This window comes from Leisingera sp. JC11, assembly GCF_040704725.1.
Lineage (GTDB): Bacteria > Pseudomonadota > Alphaproteobacteria > Rhodobacterales > Rhodobacteraceae > Leisingera.
On record NZ_JBFCVS010000011.1, the window covers coordinates 24,763 to 41,540 of the forward strand.

Here is a 16,778-nt window from a genome sequence, read left to right on the forward strand (position 1 = left end):
GACCGCCATGACGGATCTGACCGAAATCAAGGCCGCCGCCCGCAAGGCCGCCTTCGCCCGCCGCAAGGAGGCGCACGCCCGCAACATCGCCGGCGCCGCAGGCCACCTGTCGGAGGTGCTGGCGGGCTACCGCGGCGTGCCGCTGTCGGGCTACATGCCGATCCGCACCGAGATCGACCCGCTGCCCGCGATGGCCGAAGCCGCGGCGCACGGCCCCGTCGGCGTGCCGGTGATCCTGGGCGCCGGGCAGCCGCTGAAATTCAGCCGCTGGCAGCCCGAAGGTGCGCTGCGCGAAGGCCCGTTTGGCGCCATGGTGCCCGAGGTTGATGACTTCTTTGAGCCGGAAATCCTGGTGGTGCCGCTGGTGGCCTTTGACACCAAGGGCGGGCGGCTCGGTTATGGCGGCGGTTTCTACGACCGCACCCTGGAGCTGCTGCGCGGCAAGCGGGGCACCCTGGCCATCGGCTTTGCCTTCGACGCGCAGGAGGCGGAGGATCTGCCGCTGGAGCCCACCGACCAGCCGCTCGACATGATCGTCACCGAAAGCCGCGTTCTGCAGTTCTAATCTGCCAGCCGGGCGCAAATGCCCCGGATCGCCGCCTCAAAAAACGCAAGCCGGGCAGGGGGCGCCTTTTGCCGCTGCCGGATCAGCCACAGATCATCCTCCAGCGGCGCCGCGAGGGCCGCGGTGCGCAATTGCCCCTGGCCCTGCTGCGCCAGAACTGCGCTTTGCGGCAGGATGGTGTAACCGGCCCCGGCTGACACCGGTCTCAGGATCTGCCCGATCTGGTTGAGAAAGGCCCGCCGCCGCAGCCCGGCCGACCCGCGGTAGTCCGGGTAATTCGCTGCCAGCAGCCGGTCTGCCAGGGCCGCTGCGTCGGGGTGGTCAACCAGCCCCAAGCCCTGCAACTCTTCAAGGCCGGGCCTGTCCGCCGCATCCAAAGGCAGTATCAGGTTCAGCGGATCACGGCCCAGGCGCTCCGCCTCCAGCCGCGGCGCGTCCAGCTTGCGGTGCAGGATCCCCAGATCCAGTTCGCCGGACAAAAGCTGCGCCTCGATCGAGGCTTGCGGGGCGGCCTGCAGCGACAGCGTCAGCTCCGGCCAGCGCGTCAGATGCGGCTCAGCCTCGGTGTAGATCAGAACCGCCAGACCGCCGGGGCAGGCGATGCGCACATGGCCGCGGCCCGGGTCGTCCTGTCCCAGCTCCTGGCGCAGCGCTTCCTCCTCAGCCTGGCGCCTGCGGCCGAGGGCGGCCACCGCGGTGCCTGCATCCGTCAGGCTGAAGCTTTTGCCGTGCCGGACCAGCAGCGGCCGGCCCACCTGCTGCTCCAGCTTCTTGACGTGCTGCGTGACCCCCGGCTGGGTCATGTTCAGCCGCGCCGCGGTACGGGTGAAGCTGCCCAGCCTGCTGAGTAGAGTAAAGGTTTCCAGCCAAGTGGCATTCAGCATAGATGGCTCATTTTGTTATGAGTGGAATAACAAATGATAATTTTTCATTCTGTCGGCGCAACCCTATCTCCTGCTTGAAACAAGCGAAACATCAGCCAAGGAGACTAACATGCTGACCGCCCCGCGCAGCTTTTCCCACATCGGCCTGTCTGTTCCGGACCTGGACGCCGCGGTGAAATTCTATGCTGAAGTCATGGGCTTCTACGTCATTATGAAACCCACCGAAGTGGTTGAGGACGACAGTGACATCGGCCGCATGTGCACGGATGTGTTCGGCGCAGGCTGGTCGCGGCTGCGCATCGCCCATCTGTCCACCGCTGACCGCGTCGGCATTGAACTGTTCGAATTCGACGGTAACTACGCGCCGTCGGACAATCTGGACTACCGCCGCCACGGTGTGTTCCACTTCTGCGTGCAGGATCCCGACGTCGAGGGCCTGGCGCAAAAGATCGTCGCGGCCGGCGGCAAGCAGCGGATGCCCGTGCGGGAATATTTCCCGGGCGAGAAACCCTATCGCATGGTCTATGTCGAAGACCCCTTCGGCAACGTCTTCGAGATCTACTCGCACGGCTATGAGCTGACCTACTCGGCTGGCGCCTACAGCTGAACCCGGCGCCACACAGCGGTGAAATCGCAACGCGGGGCCTTGCTCTTTGGCGCCGCGTTGCCTACCAGCCGGGCATGCGTATTCTTTTCCTTGGCGATGTGATGGGCCGCGCCGGGCGCCGTGCCATCACCGAAACCCTGCCGCGGCTGCGGCAGGAATGGCGGCTCGATTTTGTTGTCGTGAACGGCGAAAACGCCTCCAACGGCATGGGGCTCAGCGGCGAGCATGCCAAGCTTCTGCTGGACGCCGGTGTCGACTGCCTGACGCTGGGCGACCATGCCTTCGACCAGAAGGACATGCTGCAGTTCATTGAAAAGGAACAGCGTATCATCCGGCCGCTGAACTTTGCCAAGGGCGCGCCGGGCCGCGGTTACCGCCTGTTCCAGGCGCCGGGCGGGCGCAAGGTGCTGGTGGTGCAGGTGCTGGGCCAGGTGTTCATGAAACGCGCCTTCGACGACCCTTTCGGCGCGGTGGAGGCGGTGCTGAAATCCCATCCCCGCGGCGGGCTTGCTCAGGCCATCATCGTCGATATGCATTGCGAGGCGACATCGGAGAAAATGGCGATGGGCCATTTCTGCAATGGCCGTGCCTCGCTGGTGGTGGGCACCCATACCCATGTGCCGACCGCGGATGCGCAGATCCTGTCCGAGGGGACCGGTTACCTGACCGATGCCGGCATGTGCGGCGATTACAACTCGGTCATCGGCATGGACAAGGCCGAACCGATGCGCCGGTTCCTGACCGGAATGCCCAAGACCCGCTTCACGCCTGCCAACGGCGAGGCGACGCTGTCCGGCGTGTTTGTCGAAACCGACGACCGCACCGGCGCCGCCAAGCAGATTCGCATGGTGCGCAACGGCGGGCTGCTGCAGGAAGCGGCTCTCTGAACCGGAGCTGCTGTCCTTGCCCGCAACCGCAGGGCGGGAGGAACATCCGGCGAAACCGCAGTTTCCCGGGCAAAACGCCCTTTCCGCACCGCGGACAGCCTGTGTTTTCAGAAATCCTTGCTCAGCCAAAGGGTTTCGGGGAAACTGCGCGATGGCGGGGCGCTGGCTGGCGCGCTAACCCCGCCTTAAACAAAATGGGCAAAGTCACGGCATATGCAGTACTTTCAATTTGCTGACACCGGCAGCGCGTTTGTGGCGCTTGCAATTGTCCTGGCCATGTTCGTGGCGTTCCTGCGGGAAACCTATCCGACCGAAGTGGTGGCGCTTACCGGTGTTGCGGCGATGCTGGCCACCGGCGTTCTGCCCTACCAGGAAGCGCTGCCGGTGCTGTCCAACCCAGCGCCCTGGACCATTGCGGCGATGTTCATCATCATGGGGGCGCTGGTGCGCACCGGCGCACTGGATGCCTTTACCCAGATCGCCAGGAAACAGGCAGAGGTGAACCCCAAGCTGGCGATCGCCCTGCTGATGGCATTTGTTGTCACAGCCTCCGCGGTGGTCTCCAACACGCCGGTGGTGGTGGTGATGATCCCGGTCTTCATCCAGATCGCCCGCACCATGAAAGTCTCCGCCTCCAAGATGCTGATCCCGCTCAGCTACGCGGCGATCCTGGGCGGCACGCTGACACTGATCGGCACCTCGACCAACCTGCTGGTGGACGGTGTCGCCCGCGCGCAGGGGCTGAAACCCTTCACCATATTCGAAGTCACGCCGCTGGGCCTGATCCTGGTGGTCTACGGCATGGTCTACCTGCGCTTCATCGCGCCGCGGCTGCTGCCGGCCCGCGATAGCATGGCAGAGCTGCTTAGCGACAAGTCGCGGATGAAATTCTTCACCGAGGCTGTGATCCCGCCGGAAAGCAACCTGATCGGCCGCGAAGTGACTGGCGTGCAGCTGTTCAAGCGTCCCGGCGTGCGGCTCATCGACGTGATCCGCGGCGATGAATCGCTGCGCCGCAACCTCGAGGGGGTGGAGCTGCAGGTCGGCGACCGGGTGGTGCTGCGGACCCGGATGACAGAGCTCTTGAGCCTGCAGTCGAACAAGGAGCTGAAGCGGGTCGATCAGGTCTCCGCGGTGGAGACCCAGACCGTCGAAGTGCTGATCACCCCCGGCTGCCGGATGGTGGGCCGCAGCTTGGGCGCCATGCGCCTGCGCCGCCGCTACGGCGTCTATACGCTGGCGGTGCACCGGCGGAACCAGAACATCGGCGTGCAGCTCGACGACCTGGTGGTGCGGGTCGGCGATACCCTGCTGCTGGAGGGCGCACCGGCCGACATCCAGCGTCTGGCCGCTGATATGGACCTGGCCGACGTCTCGCAGCCGACCCAGCGCGCCTACCGCCGCAGCCACGCGCCGATTGCGGTTGCCGCCCTGCTGGGCATCGTGCTGCTGGCCGCCTTCGGGGTGGCGCCGATCCTGATGCTGTCGGTGCTGATGGTCTCGCTGGTCTTCATCACCCGCTGCATCGACGCGGATGAGGCGTTCTCCTTTGTCGACGGGCGGCTGCTGGCGCTTATTTTCTCGATGCTGGCCATCGGCGCGGCGCTGGAAAGCTCCGGGGCGGTGGCCCTGATCGTCAACGCCATCGCCCCCGGCCTGTCGATGCTGCCGCCGTTCCTGCTGGTCTGGGCGGTTTACCTGCTGACGTCGGTGCTGACGGAGCTGGTGTCCAACAATGCCGTCGCGGTGGTGGTAACGCCGATTGCCATCGGTCTGGCCCAGGCGATGGGCGTGGATCCGCGCCCCTTGGTGGTGGCGGTGATGGTGGCGGCCTCGGCGTCCTTTGCGACGCCGATCGGCTATCAGACCAATACGCTGGTTTACGGCCCGGGCGGCTACAAATTCACCGACTTCCTGCGTGTCGGCATCCCGCTGAACCTGACCGTCGGCATGGTTGCCTCGCTGATCATCCCCTTCTTTTGGCCGCTCTAAGCCTGCCGAATGCTAAAAACGGCGGCGAAAAGCCGCCTTCTGTGACCCCGGTTACATGAAACTGTTAATATTTTGCCCATATGGAGAGGAGCAGTGTCTTCATAAGGGCCAAGGCCATGAGTTTCAGAAAAGTGTTCTTGTTTGTCGTCCTCGCCGGCTCAACCGCGATTGCACTGGTGTCGCAAGCCCAGACCGGCGGCGCCGCCCGCGCGCTCCCGGTTCAGCAGGAGCAGGCGCAGTAGGCCGACCGCCTGTTTGCACCGCTCACAAGGGCCAGAACACCAGAATGGCCGGAATGGACACCGCGATGACCAGCGCCTCCAGCGGCAGCCCCATCCGCCAGTAGTCGCCGAAATGATACCCCCCGGGGCCCAGCACCAGCGTGTTGTTCTTATGCCCGATCGGGGTCAGGAAGGCGGCGGAGGCCGCCACCGCCACCGCCATCAGGAACGGATCCGGGGAGACGCCCAGCGTCTCTGCCATCTGGATGCCGACAGGCGCCGCAACAATCGCCGTCGCCGTGTTGTTCAGCACATCCGACAGGGTCATGGTGACCACCATCAGCACCGTCAGCACCGCCCAGGCCGGCAGGCCCGCGGTCAGCCCCGTCAGCGCGTTGGCAATCAGCGCCGTGCCGCCGGAGCTGTCCAGTGCCGCCCCCAGCGGGATCATCGACCCCAGCAGCACCACCACCGGCCATTCCACATGGTCATAGATCTCCGCCACCGGCAGGATTTTCAGCAGCACATAGCCGATGGCCACCAGCCCCAGCGCCACCGGCAGGTACAACAGCCCGACGGAGGCCGCGAGGACAGCAGCGGCAAACAGCCCGATGGCGGCCCAGGTTTTGTCGTTGGCCGTTACTGCCAGGCCGCGCGCGGCCAGCGGCAGGCAGCCCAGCCAGTCCGCCACATCGGCGCTGCGCCCGCGCGGGGACAGCACCAGCAGGATATCACCGGCCTGCACTTCGGTCTGGCGGATATGCCGGGTGATCCGCGTGCCCTGGCGGGAAATCCCCAGCAGCACCGCGCTCTGCCGCCAGGCCAGCCCGATGGACTGCGCGGTCCGGCCCCGGATGCGCGCGGATTCAGGCACCACTAGCTCCACCAGCTCCAGCCCTTCACCCGCCGCCGTCAGCTTCTCCTGCCGGGCGGCATCGGCAAACTCCAGCTTCAGCGCGCTGCGGAACTCGTCCAGCGCTTCCGGCTCCGCCTCGATCACCAGCGTGTCGCCCTCGCGCAGAATTGCAGCAACAGCCCGCCCGTACCGCCGCTTGCCGTCCCGGATCAGGCCCAGGATCGCCACATCCGCCTTCTCGGCCTCCTCGTCCAACGTGCCCAGCCGCTTGCCGATCAGCTCGGACCCGTGGCCCACTGTCAGCTCGGCGATATAGGGCGCCAGCTGCGCCTCGGACGCGCCGGCCGCATTTTCCCGCGCCGGGATCAGCCGCCAGCCGATCAGCGCCACAAAGGCGAGGCCCGCCAGCGCTGCAATCCCGCCCACCGGGGCAAAATCGAACATCCGGAACGGCTCGCCCAGCGTTTCGCCGCGGATCGCGGCAATGATGATGTTGGGCGGCGTGCCGATCAGCGTGACCATGCCACCGAGGATAGTGGCAAAGGACAGCGGCATCAGGCTGAGCCCCGGCGCGCGGCCCGCCTTGCGCGCGGTCTGGATGTCCACCGGCATCAGCAATGCCAGCGCCGCCACATTGTTCATGAAGGCCGACAGCACCGCGCCTACCCCGCCCATCAGCGCGATATGGCCGCCTAGGCCGCGGGCGCTGTCCACCAGCGTCCGGGTGATCAGGAACACCGCGCCGGAGCGCACCAGCCCGGCCGAGACGACCAGCACCAGCGCCACAACCAGCGTCGCAGGATGGCCGAACCCGGCAAAGGCGTCCTTGGCTGGAACCACCCCCAGCACCACGCCCGCCATCAGCGCGGCAAAGGCCACCAGATCATAGCGGAAACGCCCCCACAGCAGCAGGGCAAAGACAGCAGTAAATAACGCAAACAAAACGGCTTGTTCATATGTCATGGCGCCAGCTTATCCCCGAAACCCCGCGGAACAAGGGCAAAGCGGGGCAGGGCGCTTGAAAGCCCCCGCCTTGCAAGGCTATATGGGCGCCAATTCAAAGTTACAGCAGCAAGGATGCACCATGGCAGGCCATTCAAAATGGGCTAACATTCAGCACCGCAAGGGCCGTCAGGACGCGGCGCGGTCAAAACTGTTTTCCAAGCTGGCCAAGGAGATCACCGTGGCCGCCAAGATGGGCGACCCCGATCCCGACAAGAACCCGCGACTGCGCCTGGCCGTGAAAGAGGCCAAGTCGCAGTCCGTCCCCAAGGACGTGATCGAGCGCGCCATCAAGAAGGCCGTCGGCGGCGACGCCGAGAACTACGATGAAATCCGCTATGAGGGCTATGGCCCGAACGGTGTTGCGGTGATCGTCGAGGCGATGACCGACAACAAGAACCGCACCGCCTCCAACGTGCGCTCCACCTTCTCCAAGAACGGCGGCAACCTGGGCGAGACCGGCTCGGTCGGCTTCATGTTCGACCGCAAGGGCGAAGTGACCTACCCGGCCTCCGTCGGCGACGCCGACACCGTGATGATGGCGGCGATCGAAGCCGGTGCCGAGGATGTCGAGAGCTCCGAGGACGGCCACATCATCTATTGCGCCGACAGCGACCTCAACGATGTGTCCAACGCGCTGGAAGCAGAGCTGGGCGAATCCGAGTCGACCAAGCTGGTCTGGAGGCCGACCACCACCACCGAGCTGGACCTGGAAGGCATGCAGAAGCTGATGAAGCTGGTCGATGCGCTGGAAGACGACGACGACGTGCAGCGCGTCACCACCAACTTCGAAGCCACCGACGAGGTCATGGCGCAGCTCTGATCCGCCGCATGATTAAATTTCCAAGGCCCGCCAGCCCGGCGGGCCTTTTGCTTTCCGGCCTTCAAGAATGACCCTGAAAGGTCCCCCGATGCAGATCAGAGAGTTCCGCCCCTCGGACGCCGCAGCGCTCGCGCAGATCTTCCATGCCGCCGTTCATGGCATCGGCGCCCGCGATTACAGACCCGAACAGCTGCGTGCCTGGAGCCCGGAACCCGCCCCGGCGGCAGCATGGGCCCGCCGCGCCGCCGATGGCCGACGCGTTTTTGTCGCCGCGGACACGCAGAACCAGCCCCAGGCCTTCATCGAACTGGAGCTTGATGGCCATATCGACTGCTTTTACTGCCACCCGCAGGTTGCGGGCACCGGCACAGGGTCCGCGCTTTATGAACGGCTGGAAGCAGAAGCGCGCAGCCTCGGCCTCAAGTCCCTTTTTGTGGAGGCCAGCGAGGCCGCCCGGCGGTTCTTCCTGCGCCAGGGGTTCACCGTAGAGACCCGGCGCGAAATCGAACGCCGCGGGGTGGCGCTGCATAACTACCGTATGACCAAGGAGCTTGCCGTCTGACATGCTTGGCCGCAGCGCCGGCGCGCTCAGCGCGGGTCCGGCCTTATCAGCCCGGCACGGTGCAATTCGCCGCTGCCCGGCAGCCACAGCTCCGCGCTGGGCACCGCAAATATCCGCTCAGCGAACTCCGGGCTGACCCCTTGTCCCAGCAGGAAGGCGCGGTCTTTCTCCTGTTCCCGCTGCAGGTCGATCTGCGGCAGGCCGCTCTCGAACTGCAGCGCATAGCTGTGAAAGCCCAGCTGCCCGTCCGGCCCCAGGCTGCGTTCCGTGCCGGCGGCAAACATCAGCGTGCAGGCCGAGGCGCACAGCCCGTCTGCGCGGGTGTGCCAGCCCCGCTGCCGGACCAGCCGGGCAACGCCGCGCGCCTCGGCGATCAGCCCGCCGGGACCGGTCAGCGCCACCAGGCCCACGCCCGGGTTTTCCTCTGCCAGCTGCCGCATCCGTTTGGTCAGGCCAAAGGTGATTTCGCCGTCAAAGATCAGCGTCCGGCCATCCCCGGACACGGACAGGCTGTAAAGCGCCTCCCGCTCCTTCCGCCGCTGTTCTGCATAGGCGGGCTCCTCCACCGCCCGGGCAATCAGCAATGCGTCCCACCATTGCGTCAGCGCCGCAAAGCCCGCAAACAGCAGCAGCAGGTAGCCGCCCCAGACCGGCGCCATCGCGCCGGTGCTCTGCACATGCGCGTCAGCACTGCGCAGAAAGGCCCGGGCCTGCCACAAAACGAACAGCCCGTCCGCAGCGATCAGCACAAAGGCCAGCGGCACCGGCAGCCGGATCCAGTGATTGAGCGCCAGCCACCCCAGCAGCACTGCCCCCCGCGGCAGTGCCACCTGCAGCAGCAGGCTGCGGGGCAGGGATAAGGCGCCGGCGCTCATCCGGCGGCCTGCATCATTCAAACACCTGGCAGATCTGCTCGAGCGGCTTCTTCAGCTTGGCAACGGAGGGAACAGTCGCGTCTTCTGCCGGGTGGCCCGCCGCGATGATCATGGTCGGTTTCTCCGAGGGCGGGCGGCCCAGGGCCCCGTTCAGGAATTTCATCGGGTTCGGCGTATGCGTCAGGCTGCACAGACCCGCCGTATGCAGCGCCGTCAGCAGGACGCCGGTGGCGATGTTCACGCTCTCCGGCACGTAGTAATTCTTGTAGCGCGTGCCGTCCTCGAACTCGCCCCAGCGCTGGGCAAAGACCACGATCAGCCAGGGCGCGGTGGTCAGATGCGGCTTGTCAGCATTGGTGCCGATCGGCTCCAGCGCCTTGATCCACTCATCCCCCGCACCGCCGGCATAGAACCGGCGCTCTTCCTCTTCGGCCTCTTCGCGGATCCGCGCCTTCAGCGCAGGGTTGGAGATCGCGGCAAAGAACCAGGGCTGGTGATTGGCGCCCGACGGCGCGGTGCCGGCCGCTCGGATGCAATCCTCGATCACCGCGCGCGGCACCGGCTGGCCGGTAAAATCCCGCACCGTGTGACGCCGCCGCATATGCGCCAGGAACGCCGCCGCCTTTTCCTGCATTTCCGCATCGGAATACTCCGCCCGATCAGGCAGGGGCAGCGGTTCGTAGCTCAGGGCGTCTTTCGAGAACATGGGCGGGCATTCCGGTCTAGCGTTGCGTCAGATACTGTCTCGCCGATTTCTGCACGGCGCGGGTCACCTCGGCAAGGGCCGGGGCCATCACCCGCGCCACCTGCCAGGTGAGCGGCACCGGCAGCGTGGTCTTCGGAATCAGCGGCACCAGGCGGCCCGATCGGATGTCCGCTTCCACCATCGCCAGAGGATTCATCCCCCAGCCCAGCCCCGCGGCCGCAGCATCGATGAAGGCCTGGGTCGAGGGCAGGTAATGCGCGGGCGGCGCCAGGCCGGGCGCCACATTGCGCTCCAGCCACAGCCGCTGCAAGTTGTCCTTGGCGTTGAAGATCAGGCAGGGCGCTTTTGCAGCGGCTTCCGGCGTGACGCCGTCCGGAAACCAGCGCGCCAAGAAATCCGGGCTGGTGGTCGCCACATAATCCAGCGTGCCCAGCGGATGGGCGTCAAAGCCGGTCACCGGCTTGGAGCTGGCGGTGACGGCTGCCGAAACCTCGCCCCGCTTCAGCCATTCCGCACTGTGGTCCTGGTCGTCCACCAGGAGGTCGAACAGCACGCCCTCCACCGCCGCCATCGCATCAATGAACCAGCTCGCCAGGCTGTCGGCATTGACCGCAATCCGCAGCCGCACCGGGCCGTGATCCGCTTCCAGCGCCAGCTCCCGCGCCAGCTGCGCCTCCAAAAGGCCGATGTCCTCTGCGTGTTTGGCTATCCGCAGCCCCGCCGCGGTGCCGGTGCAGGGCGCCCCGCGCAGCACCAGCGCGGCGCCGATGCGGTCCTCCAGCGCCTTGATCCGCTGCGAAATGGCTGACGGCGTCACTGCCAGCGCATGCGCCGCCGCCTCGAACGAGCCAAGACGCAGCACCGCGCTCAATGCTGCCAGCTGGCTGGGGTCCATCTGCATTAGAAACTCTAATCTGGCCTGAAACTCATTAACTGGATTAAGGGAGCGGCGGCCGCTAGTCAAATCCCAGCACAACGATGGAGACAGCAATGCCCCCCAGCCTGATTGCCGGATTTGCCCTGGGCCTCAGCCTGATCATGGCGATCGGCGCCCAGAACGCCTTTGTCCTGCGCCAGGGGCTGCGGCGCCAGCATGTGTTCTGGATCTGCTTGACCTGCGCGGGGTCCGACGCGGTTCTGATCACTGCGGGCGTCTTCGGCTTCGGCTCTCTTGCGCTGGCGGTGCCGTGGTTCGAACAGGCGATGCGATGGGGCGGTGCGGCCTTCCTGGTCTGGTACGGCGCCCGCGCCCTGCGCGCCGCCTGGCAGGGCGGAGAAACGCTGGAGGCCGCGCAGGAGGGCGCAGGCGCGGCGCTGTTGCCTGTGCTGGCCACCGTGCTGGCGCTCACCTGGCTCAATCCGCATGTCTACCTGGACACTGTGGTGCTCTTGGGCTCGATCTCCGCCCAGTATCCCGAACCGCTGGTCTTCGCCGCCGGGGCCGCCATCGCCAGCTTCACTTTCTTCTTCACCCTCGGCTATGGCGCCAGCCTGCTGGCCCCGGTCTTTGCCCGCCCGCGCGCCTGGCAGGTGCTGGATGCCATCGTCGGCCTCACCATGTGGGCGATTGCCGCCAAGCTGCTGCTGATGTGACGAACAGCGCTTGTGCGCAGGCAGGCCTATCGCCTGCGCAGAAATGCCCTACCTTTCCCCCATGACAGCAGACAGGAGGGAAAGATGAGCTGGAATCCGGCACTGGAACCGCAATGCCCCGATGCGGGCGATCTCGACTCGATCGAGACGGTGATCATCCCGCGCGCCCGCGACCTCGGCGGCTTTGAGGTCCGCCGTGCGCTGCCCGCGCCGCGCCGCCAGATGGTCGGGCCGTTCATCTTCTTTGACCAGGCCGGGCCTGCCGAGTTTCTGACCGGCCAGGGCATCGACGTGCGCCCGCACCCGCATATCGGCCTCGGCACCGTCACCTACCTCTATCAGGGCGAATTCGAGCACCGCGACTCCCTCGGCACCCACCAGATGATCTACCCGGGCGAGGTGAACTGGATGGTGGCCGGGCAGGGCGTCACCCATTCCGAGCGCACCTCCGCCGCCACCCGCCAGGGCAAAAGCAGCCTGTTCGGCATCCAGACCTGGATCGCGCTCCCCGACAGCCACGAGGATGTTCCGGCGGCTTTTGAGCACCACGGCAAGGAGGCGCTGCCGGTGTTGGAGGGCGAGGGCAAGACAGTGCGCCTGATCCTCGGCTCCGCCTGGGGTGAGAAAGCCCCCGCAACCCTCTATTCCGAAACATTTTATGCCGATGTGGTGCTGCACCCGGGCGCCAAGCTGCCGCTGCCGTCCGACCACGAGGACCGCGGGCTTTATGTGACCCAGGGCTCGGTGGAGATCGCCGGCGAGACCTTTGACGCGGGCCGCATGATGGTGTTCCGCCCCGGCGATGAGATCACCGTGACCGCCGGGCCTGAGGGCGCCCGGCTGATGGCGCTGGGCGGCGAGACTCTGAACGGGCCGCGCTACATCTGGTGGAATTTCGTCGCCTCCTCCCGCGACCGGATCGAGGAGGCCAAGGCCTCCTGGGCCGCGGGCGACTGGCAGCACGGCCGCTTCCAGCTGCCGCCGGGCGATGATCAGGAGTTCATCCCGCTGCCGTGACGCCGCAGCGTTTCCGGGCAGAAAGCTGCCCGACTGGAAATATTTCACATGTGAACTCTTGTGCCGCCGCCCGAACGGGTGTTCTGTGACCGTCATGAGCCAGACCGCCGCCCCTGTCCAGCAAACGCAGAACCCGCTCAAGGGCGTGTTCTGGATGGTGGTGACCGGCCTCTGCTTCGTGGCGGTGACGGCGCTGGTTAAATCGCTCGGCACCCGCATCCCGCCCGCCGAAAGCGCCTTTCTGCGCTATCTGCTGGGGCTGGTGTTCCTGATCCCGATGGCCGGCGCGCTGCGCAAGGCGCATCTGACCCCGCGGCTCTGGGCGCTGTTCGCCGGCCGCGGCGTGGTGCACACCGCCGGGGTGATCCTGTGGTTCTACGCCATGACCCAGATCCCGCTGGCAGAGGTCACGGCGATGAATTACCTGTCGCCGGTCTATGTCACCCTTGGTGCGGCGCTGTTCCTGGGCGAGAAGCTGGCCTTCCGCCGCATCACCGCCATCGCAGTGGCGCTGGTGGGCGCGATGATTATCCTGCGCCCCGGCTTCCGCGAGGTCTCGCCCGGCCATGTCGCCATGCTGTTCACCGCGGTCTCCTTCGGCGCCTCCTACCTGATCGCCAAATTCACCGTCGGCAGCAACAGCCCCGCTGTGGTGGTGGGGATGCTGTCGATCTTCGTCACCATCGGCCTTGCCCCCTTCGCCCTGGCGGCCTGGGTCACGCCGACCCTGGCAGAGACCGCGATCCTGTTCGGCGTCGCCTGCTTTGCCACCGCGGGCCATTACACCATGACGCTGGCCTTTGCCGCAGCGCCCGTGGCGGTCACCCAGCCGGTCACCTTCCTGCAGCTGGTCTGGGCCACCCTCTTGGGCGCGCTGGCCTTTGGCGAGCCCGCCGACATCTGGGTGATCTCCGGCGGCGGCCTGATCCTGGCGGCGGTCAGCTTCATCTCCTGGCGTGAAGCCAGGATAAAAAGGAAATCCCTTTCATCTTCCGGTAATGTCCCTGGTATTTGATCGTCTTATGGGTGTTACAATAGTGGCGTAACCTCCCGATCTTACGGAGACTCCCAGGGGCCGTGAATGATGAAATGCCTTTGGCTGCCGGCCCTGCTGCTGGCGGCGTTTTACGATACGGCAGCGGTGCAGGCCGGGACCCGCATCTGCAACGATACGGAAGCCCTGCATCAGCTGGCTGTGACTCTGCACACCGGCGGCCGATGGGTGGCCCAGGGATGGCAGCCGCTGCCGCCGGGCGGCTGCGTGGAGCCGGCGCCGCAGGGCTACAGCAGAAAATTCTTCTATTTCCGCGTCGAAGGCCCCGGCTACAGTTTCCGGGACGACAGCGTCCGGTTCTGCACCGCTCCGGGGCGGTTCCGGATCGCGGATGATGCTGCTTGCGAGCTGCCGGGCCAATCCCGGCAGGGGTTTGCCAAGGCGCAGGCAGGAGCGGAGGACCGGACGATTCCGCTCAGCGGCCGTTCTCAAACCGCAAGCGGCGGCGCTGCGGCAGCGGCGCTGCGGGAGATCCGCCACGACGCGCAGCACGCGGCGCTGCATGCGGACGGGTCGCACTATGCGGTGGATGTGGTCTTTCAGGGCTGCACACAGCAGGCATCAGCGGCAATGGTGACCTGCAAGTTCGTCGGCAACGGCATGGAAATCGGCGCCGCGGGCAGGGTGCAGATCTCCGATCCAGTCTTTACTTACCTTCTGGGCCTGCTGCGCGGCGCCCCGCTGGCCATCGACGGGGAGATGATCGCCACCTTCGGTTCTTTCGGGGAGCTGGAGCTGCACAGCGTCACGCCGCGGGTTCCGAACCGGTTCGACAGGATGCTGCAGCAGATGCAGGGAGAGTGGGTGTCGGAAAGCAATCGTTACGACAGCTTTTCGATTTCCGGCGCGCAGCGCCGGGTCCGCTACGAGGGCGTCGAGATGTCGCCGGAATTCATCGCGGTCCAGGGCAGCTGCAAGGGAGCCGGGGGCGGGGACTTCCTGCTGGCCTGGGACAGCCTGCGCGACTCCAGCCTGTGCTACCGGATCAAATCCCTGACGGAGGACAGAATGACGCTGATCTATCTGCCGCGCGGCATCCGGCTGGACTACAGGCGGCTGCAATAGCGCCTGCCCCTGGGGATCTGGGGATCAGGGGATCACCAGGTCCACCACCCGGTGCGCTGCGGCGCGGGCATCCTCCGGGTCCAGCGCCTCTTCCGATTGCGCCGCCTGCAGCCAAACCCCGTCCATGTAGCACTGCAACGCCTGGCGGGCGGTTTCCACCCGCTGGGCCGGCAAAAGCGCCCGCAGCTCGGCCAGGAAATGGCTGCGCACCCGGGCCCGGTTGATTCGGTGCAGGCGGCTGAGCCGGGGCGAATAGGGGGCATTTGCCCAGAATTGCATCCAGATGCTGCACTGGGGAACAGTGAACAGATCGTCGGCAAAGTTCGCATCCATCACCGCATACAGCCGCTCGCGCGGGGTGCGCGCAGTGGCGTAACCCTCGCTCATCGCGCGGCGCAGCTTGCCCAGAAGATGCAGCATCGTGGCTTCCATCAGCCCTTCCTTGGAGCCGAAATAGTAGTTGATCGAGGCCGCCGACGCCCCGGCCTCCCGTGCGATTTCCGCCATGGTTACAACGCCGTAACCACGCTTGTGCACGGCAACGATGGTGGCTTCGATCAGCTCCTCGTTGCGGATGTCCCGGATGCGTTTCCTGCTCATGATTAAGTTGTGCGGCAATTGGGCCGGCGTTTCAACTGTTGTTCTCGTGAATCCGAAACTTGAATGGCCGTTTAAAAAACTGTTTGGCGCCTCAGTCTGCTGTGATATGTACTCCTCCCATGTCTTAGGGCGGTAACCGCCCGGAAATGGGAGGGACATATGACTTCAATCATCTCGTTCGGGATCCTGCTGGCCTTTGCGCTGGTGGCGTTCTGCGTGATCAAGTGGTGGAACGTCCGCAACGTCGGCGTGACCCCCGTTCACCTTTTCACCTTCATCGCAATCCTGTTCACCTCCGGTCTGGACGTGGGCCTGATCATGTTCCCGCTGGCCTGGGACTTCCCGCTCTATGCGGACACCGCGGCGGAACCGGCCTATGGCTTCACCAACCCGCTGGCGCTGGAGTTCGGCTTCTGGGGCTTCCTGATCTGGGGCTTCTACTTCCTGACGACCTTCTACTTCTGCGTCATCGAACCGCGGGTGAAGTTCTTCGAGATCCCGCTGGTGAAGTGGATCAACAACATCGTGATCATTGGCACCTGCGCCTTCACCGGCGCGCTGTTCCTGATCTACCTGCCGTATTACGCCACCTTCATGGGCGACGGCGAGACGGTGATCCCGGCGTTCTACGTCATCACCTTCCTGGTGATCCTGTTTGCCGCCTTCTCCTCCACCGACATCAAATACGTCCGCATCCTGTCGGTCGGCTCCACGGTGCTGTTCATGGCGCTGATCCTGGGCATGTGGGCCTATGCCGGCATGGGCCTGGGCGCCTTCGCGGACACCGCCTCCAACATCGGCGGCTACTTCGCCAACATCCACAAGTTCATCCTGCCGCTGACCGACTATCATGAGTTCTACCTGTTCTGGTGGTTCGCATGGTCGATCATGATCGGCCAGTTCACCTCGCGCTTTGTCGGCGGCCTGCGCACCTGGCAGGTTCTGGCAGCGCTGCTGATCTTCCCGTCGATCCCGCTGGGTGTGTGGTTCTCGGTGCTGTACTATTACCACCTGAACAGCATCGAAACGACGCTGCTGATCAACGTCTCCATGGTCGCGGTGGGCATCATCTTCGTGGTCAACTCGTTTGACTCGCTGATCCGCCTCTACACCGACAACCTGAACCTGACGGCCAAGCGTTTCGGCACCATCCCTTACGTGCTCGGCAACGCGGTTGTGCTCTTCGGCCTGACCCTGGCCTTCCAGAGCCAGTGGCTGCAGATCCAGTGGATCGGCACCATCGTGATCGCCATCTATGTGGCCTGCCTGGCCTACATCCTGGCCTTCAAACGCAGCGAAGTGATGAGCATCGACGCCTCGCCCGAGGAAAACACGCTAGACTTCGAAAAGATCAAGGCGGCCCACTAAGGGCGGTCTCCCGGCTGGACCTCTGTTTCCCCGAATAGTCGGTTCAGCCTCTAACTGCCTGGCGGTGCCTTCGGGCCTGCCAGGCGCCTTTGCACACCGCC

The 16,778-nt window shown here is 65.4% G+C and carries 18 protein-coding genes; 12 read left to right on the forward strand and 6 right to left on the reverse strand.

Annotated features, from left to right (window positions below; translation table 11 throughout):
• Nucleotides 1–7 precede the first annotated feature (7 nt).
• Nucleotides 8–565 (forward strand): 5-formyltetrahydrofolate cyclo-ligase, encoded by a 558-nt coding sequence (locus AB1A62_RS13405; protein ID WP_366661959.1) that lies wholly within the window; start codon nucleotides 8–10, stop codon nucleotides 563–565.
• Here the strand turns inward: AB1A62_RS13405 and AB1A62_RS13410 are convergent.
• Nucleotides 562–1,449: a LysR family transcriptional regulator gene (locus AB1A62_RS13410; protein ID WP_366661960.1), complete on the reverse strand. Its 888-nt coding sequence runs from the start codon at nucleotides 1,447–1,449 to the stop codon at nucleotides 562–564. The two genes, AB1A62_RS13405 and AB1A62_RS13410, sit on opposite strands and share 4 nt — an antisense overlap.
• Nucleotides 1,450–1,558: 109 nt before the next feature.
• On the opposite strand from AB1A62_RS13410, the gene AB1A62_RS13415 reads away from it, so the two are divergent.
• The 4 genes from AB1A62_RS13415 to AB1A62_RS13430 all read left to right on the forward strand — a co-directional run bounded on the left by AB1A62_RS13415 (nucleotide 1,559) and on the right by AB1A62_RS13430 (nucleotide 5,177).
• Complete coding sequence (locus tag AB1A62_RS13415) at nucleotides 1,559–2,056, forward strand: lactoylglutathione lyase family protein (RefSeq protein ID WP_366661961.1); 498 nt, start codon at nucleotides 1,559–1,561, stop codon at nucleotides 2,054–2,056.
• 74 nt (nucleotides 2,057–2,130) lie between these two features.
• On the forward strand, nucleotides 2,131–2,943 hold the full coding sequence (locus AB1A62_RS13420; RefSeq protein WP_366661962.1) for a TIGR00282 family metallophosphoesterase: 813 nt from the start codon (nucleotides 2,131–2,133) through the stop codon (nucleotides 2,941–2,943).
• Nucleotides 2,944–3,156: 213 nt separating this feature from the next.
• Nucleotides 3,157–4,935: an SLC13 family permease gene (locus AB1A62_RS13425; protein WP_366661963.1), complete on the forward strand. Its 1,779-nt coding sequence runs from the start codon at nucleotides 3,157–3,159 to the stop codon at nucleotides 4,933–4,935.
• Nucleotides 4,936–5,051: 116 nt separating this feature from the next.
• Nucleotides 5,052–5,177, forward strand: coding sequence for a hypothetical protein (locus tag AB1A62_RS13430; RefSeq protein WP_366661964.1), 126 nt, complete (start codon nucleotides 5,052–5,054; stop codon nucleotides 5,175–5,177).
• A gap of 22 nt (nucleotides 5,178–5,199) precedes the next feature.
• On the opposite strand, the gene AB1A62_RS13435 is transcribed toward AB1A62_RS13430, so the two are convergent.
• Nucleotides 5,200–6,975 (reverse strand): SLC13 family permease, encoded by a 1,776-nt coding sequence (locus AB1A62_RS13435; RefSeq protein WP_366661965.1) that lies wholly within the window; start codon nucleotides 6,973–6,975, stop codon nucleotides 5,200–5,202.
• A gap of 121 nt (nucleotides 6,976–7,096) precedes the next feature.
• Here AB1A62_RS13435 and AB1A62_RS13440 point away from each other — a divergent pair, with 121 nt between their 5' ends.
• Together AB1A62_RS13440 and AB1A62_RS13445 are read left to right on the forward strand one after the other, a co-directional pair.
• The gene (locus tag AB1A62_RS13440; RefSeq protein WP_366661966.1) at nucleotides 7,097–7,837 is read left to right on the forward strand and encodes a YebC/PmpR family DNA-binding transcriptional regulator; all 741 of its coding nucleotides are present in this window, start codon (nucleotides 7,097–7,099) and stop codon (nucleotides 7,835–7,837) included.
• 67 nt (nucleotides 7,838–7,904) lie between these two features.
• Complete coding sequence (locus tag AB1A62_RS13445) at nucleotides 7,905–8,399, forward strand: GNAT family N-acetyltransferase (protein WP_366661967.1); 495 nt, start codon at nucleotides 7,905–7,907, stop codon at nucleotides 8,397–8,399.
• A gap of 26 nt (nucleotides 8,400–8,425) precedes the next feature.
• Here the strand turns inward: AB1A62_RS13445 and AB1A62_RS13450 are convergent, their stop codons facing one another.
• The 3 genes from AB1A62_RS13450 to AB1A62_RS13460 are packed head-to-tail and all read right to left on the reverse strand — an operon-like array spanning nucleotide 8,426 to nucleotide 10,881.
• The gene (locus AB1A62_RS13450; protein WP_366661968.1) at nucleotides 8,426–9,274 is read right to left on the reverse strand and encodes a hypothetical protein; all 849 of its coding nucleotides are present in this window, start codon (nucleotides 9,272–9,274) and stop codon (nucleotides 8,426–8,428) included.
• Nucleotides 9,275–9,287: 13 nt separating this feature from the next.
• Nucleotides 9,288–9,980: a nitroreductase family protein gene (locus AB1A62_RS13455; protein WP_366661969.1), complete on the reverse strand. Its 693-nt coding sequence runs from the start codon at nucleotides 9,978–9,980 to the stop codon at nucleotides 9,288–9,290.
• 16 nt (nucleotides 9,981–9,996) lie between these two features.
• Nucleotides 9,997–10,881 (reverse strand): LysR family transcriptional regulator ArgP, encoded by an 885-nt coding sequence (locus AB1A62_RS13460; protein ID WP_366661970.1) that lies wholly within the window; start codon nucleotides 10,879–10,881, stop codon nucleotides 9,997–9,999.
• Between the two features lie 89 nt (nucleotides 10,882–10,970).
• Between AB1A62_RS13460 and AB1A62_RS13465 the strand changes: the two genes are divergently transcribed.
• The 4 genes from AB1A62_RS13465 (at nucleotide 10,971) to AB1A62_RS13480 (ending at nucleotide 14,709) form a co-directional block, all read left to right on the forward strand.
• Nucleotides 10,971–11,573, forward strand: a complete 603-nt coding sequence (locus AB1A62_RS13465; protein ID WP_366661971.1) for a LysE/ArgO family amino acid transporter — start codon at nucleotides 10,971–10,973, stop codon at nucleotides 11,571–11,573.
• A gap of 84 nt (nucleotides 11,574–11,657) precedes the next feature.
• Entirely contained in the window at nucleotides 11,658–12,590 is a 933-nt protein-coding gene (locus tag AB1A62_RS13470; RefSeq protein WP_366661972.1) for a pirin family protein, read from the forward strand.
• A gap of 94 nt (nucleotides 12,591–12,684) precedes the next feature.
• A complete protein-coding gene (locus AB1A62_RS13475) occupies nucleotides 12,685–13,605 on the forward strand; it encodes a DMT family transporter (RefSeq protein ID WP_366661973.1) in 921 nt (306 codons plus the stop codon).
• A 66-nt stretch (nucleotides 13,606–13,671) separates the two neighbouring features.
• Entirely contained in the window at nucleotides 13,672–14,709 is a 1,038-nt protein-coding gene (locus AB1A62_RS13480; RefSeq protein ID WP_366661974.1) for a DUF1036 domain-containing protein, read from the forward strand.
• Nucleotides 14,710–14,733: 24 nt separating this feature from the next.
• On the opposite strand, the gene betI is transcribed toward AB1A62_RS13480, so the two are convergent.
• Nucleotides 14,734–15,309, reverse strand: coding sequence for a transcriptional regulator BetI (betI, locus tag AB1A62_RS13485; RefSeq protein ID WP_366661975.1), 576 nt, complete (start codon nucleotides 15,307–15,309; stop codon nucleotides 14,734–14,736).
• Between the two features lie 159 nt (nucleotides 15,310–15,468).
• Here betI and AB1A62_RS13490 point away from each other — a divergent pair, with 159 nt between their 5' ends.
• Nucleotides 15,469–16,677 (forward strand): BCCT family transporter, encoded by a 1,209-nt coding sequence (locus AB1A62_RS13490; RefSeq protein WP_366661976.1) that lies wholly within the window; start codon nucleotides 15,469–15,471, stop codon nucleotides 16,675–16,677.
• Nucleotides 16,678–16,778 lie beyond the last annotated feature (101 nt).